The 2,453-nt window shown below is 68.2% G+C and carries 4 protein-coding genes; 3 read left to right on the top strand and 1 reads right to left on the bottom strand.

All coding sequences use genetic code 11. The features are described from left to right. Positions 1-178: 178 nt before the first annotated feature. Positions 179-712: a low molecular weight phosphatase family protein gene (locus ACRDPS_RS22310; RefSeq protein ID WP_431503860.1), complete on the top strand. Its 534-nt coding sequence runs from the start codon at positions 179-181 to the stop codon at positions 710-712. 4 nt (positions 713-716) lie between these two features. Next, on the top strand, positions 717-1,070 hold the full coding sequence (locus ACRDPS_RS22305; protein WP_431503859.1) for a hypothetical protein: 354 nt from the start codon (positions 717-719) through the stop codon (positions 1,068-1,070). Positions 1,071-1,186: 116 nt separating this feature from the next. Here the strand turns inward: ACRDPS_RS22305 and ACRDPS_RS22300 are convergent, their stop codons facing one another. Continuing rightward, a complete protein-coding gene (locus ACRDPS_RS22300) occupies positions 1,187-1,648 on the bottom strand; it encodes an Lrp/AsnC family transcriptional regulator (protein ID WP_431503858.1) in 462 nt (153 codons plus the stop codon). A 130-nt stretch (positions 1,649-1,778) separates the two neighbouring features. On the opposite strand from ACRDPS_RS22300, the gene ACRDPS_RS22295 reads away from it, so the two are divergent. Then, positions 1,779-2,453, top strand: a 675-nt coding sequence (locus ACRDPS_RS22295) for a thiamine pyrophosphate-dependent enzyme (protein WP_431503857.1), incomplete at its 3' end; no start/stop codon positions are given.

Here is a 2,453-nt window from a genome sequence, read left to right as displayed (position 1 = left end):
AATTATTGACTCAATGGATGCTGAGCAACAATCCGAGCTGGAACGCCGGGCCACAGTGCACGCGGCACTCGGCGACCCAGTGCGACTTCGGATTGTTGACAGGCTCCAGACAAGTGATGCCTCCCCCACAGAGCTCGCCGGGATGCTGTCTGTCCCGTCGAACTTGTTTGCTCATCACGTGCAGAAGCTGATGAGCGCAGGCGTCGTGTCCCGTCATCATTCCGAGGGTGACGGGAGGCGTACGTACCTGCACCTCGAGCAGGACACGCTCGTGAGCCTGGGCACCGCGTCCCCCGTGGCGGTGCCCAGGCGTGTCCTGTTCGTGTGCACGGGCAATGCCGCCCGTTCTCACCTGGCTGCGGCGCTGTGGCGGCAGGCCAGCACGATCCCGGCAGCCTCGGCCGGCACCCATCCCGCCGACCGGATCAACCCGGGAACGATCGACGTCGCGGCCCGTCGCGAGCTGGACCTCCCCATCGTCCAGCCGCAGCGGTTCGACGACGTGCTCGATCCCGACGATCTCGTGGTCACTGTCTGCGATCGCGCCCACGAGGTACCAAAGGTCCCCGGCGAGATGCACTGGTCGATCCCCGACCCCGTCGACAACGGCCCCGAGGCCTTCGACGCGGTCTACGACGAGCTCGAGCGCCGCATCGGCGCTCTCGCGTCGCGCTTCGATCTCGCTAAGCCACCCCCCACGCGCAAGGAGTAGCCCCATGGACACCGAGGCCACCCGTGATCATCAGGTGGCGCCGAGCGGCGCCACCGCTGGTCCTGCCGAGGAGTTCGGCGGTCAAGTCAACGACGACGCGGTCGAGCACGGCCCGCATGGTTCGCTCGGTCACCACGCGAAGAGCTCGGACGCCACCGCCGAGGTGACACAGCTCGCCGAGCAGTTCGCCGGCATCCTCTACTTCGCCACCAGGGGTGCCGGCGCCCAGGGTGAGCGGCGGCCGACCCGTCACCGCACGGCCAGGGGCGTGTCTGGCGCAGAGTCGGTTCGCTCGGCGCGTGGTCGCCAAGCCCCCGTCCGGCCGTGGCGGGTTCCCGGCCATCACCCAGAATCCTGAGCTGAGCACGAGGTCTTTTTCGTGCTTCGGTTGGCCGATGCGGTCCTCGCGCGTCGCCAACGCTGCTCGTTCCGGTCGGTGACGCAGTAGCGAGGTCGAGCTGCCCGTCGGCTCCCTCAGTTCGCTGACAGCCTCGCCGGGGCGGTGGCGGGTTCCTCGAAGACGAGCAGGGTGCGGGTGCTGAGGACGCCCTCGATGCCGAGGATCTGCTCAAGCACCAGCCGCCGAAGGTCGGTGTTGTCACGAGCCCGGACCAGGAGCACGGCGTCGAACTCGCCGCCGACCAGGGCGATGTGGGCGATGCCCGGCAACGCCTGGAGGCGTTGCTCGATCTGGCGCCAGTGGGACTGACGAAGGTTGACGGTGACGTACGCCGACGTACCGAAGCCGCTCAGCTCCGGGTCGATGTCGGCGTGGTAACCGCGGATCACCCCGTCGGCGGTGAGCCGCTCGACGCGGGAATAGGCATTGGCCCGGGAGATGTGGACGGTCTCGGCGAGCGAGCGCATCGAGATCCGCCCGTCGCGCCTGAGCGCGTCGAGGATCTCGCGGTCGGTCTCGTCCAGCGGGGTTGCCAAACGTCTCATCCTTTCAGGTGACGGCCGTCACAATTAGACAAATGTCATCCAAAACACACCCTCCGGGCGACATATTATCGATGTTCGCCTATTTGTGGCGCATGATCGGCAACGTAGGCACGCTGTAGCCATGACAGACGACCTGGGTCTGCTGCCTTCGCGCGAGCCCATCCAGCTGATCGATCCGGCGGGCCAGCCCACCGGACTCGACGGCCAGACCATGCCCGACGACGCCACGCTGGTCCGGGCGTACGAAGCGCTGGTGGCCGCGCGTCGGCTCAACGACCAGGCCTACGCCCTCGTGCGCCAGGGACGGCTCGCGGTCTATCCCTCCTCGCACGGCCAGGAGGCCTGCCAGGTCGGCGCCGCCCAGGTCCTCGCCGACGGGGACTGGCTGTTCCCGACCTATCGCGACACCGCTGCGGCCGTGGCCCGTGGCGTCGATCCGGTCGAGGTCCTCGTCCTGCTCAAGGGCGACTGGCACTCCGGCTATGACCCGACGGACCGCCTGGTCGCGCCGCAGACCACCCCGCTGGCGACCCAGCTCCTGCACGCGGTGGGCGTCGCCCACGCAGCCAGGTTGAAGGGCGAGCCGACCGTGGTGATGGCGTTGTGCGGGGACGGTGCGACCAGCGAGGGCGACTTCCACGAGGCCCTGAACTTCGCGGCTGTCTTCAGGTCGCCGGTGGTGTTCTTCGTGCAGAACAACGAGTACGCGATCTCGGTACCCCTGGCGAAGCAGAGCGCCGCGCCGTCGATCGCCCACAAGGGCATCGGCTACGGCGTCGCCGGCGAGCGGGTGGAC

It is taken from the genome of Nocardioides sp. (assembly GCF_050699375.1).
Classification (GTDB): domain Bacteria; phylum Actinomycetota; class Actinomycetes; order Propionibacteriales; family Nocardioidaceae; genus Nocardioides.
The sequence above is the reverse complement of the archived record's forward strand: the minus strand, read 5'-3'. Positions and strand labels throughout refer to the sequence as shown.

Bases quoted from the DNA above. Each gene is read 5' to 3' on its own strand.
- ACRDPS_RS22305 (WP_431503859.1), top strand. From the start codon at position 717: ATGGACACCGAGGCCACCCGTGATCATCAGGTGGCGCCGAGCGGCGCC.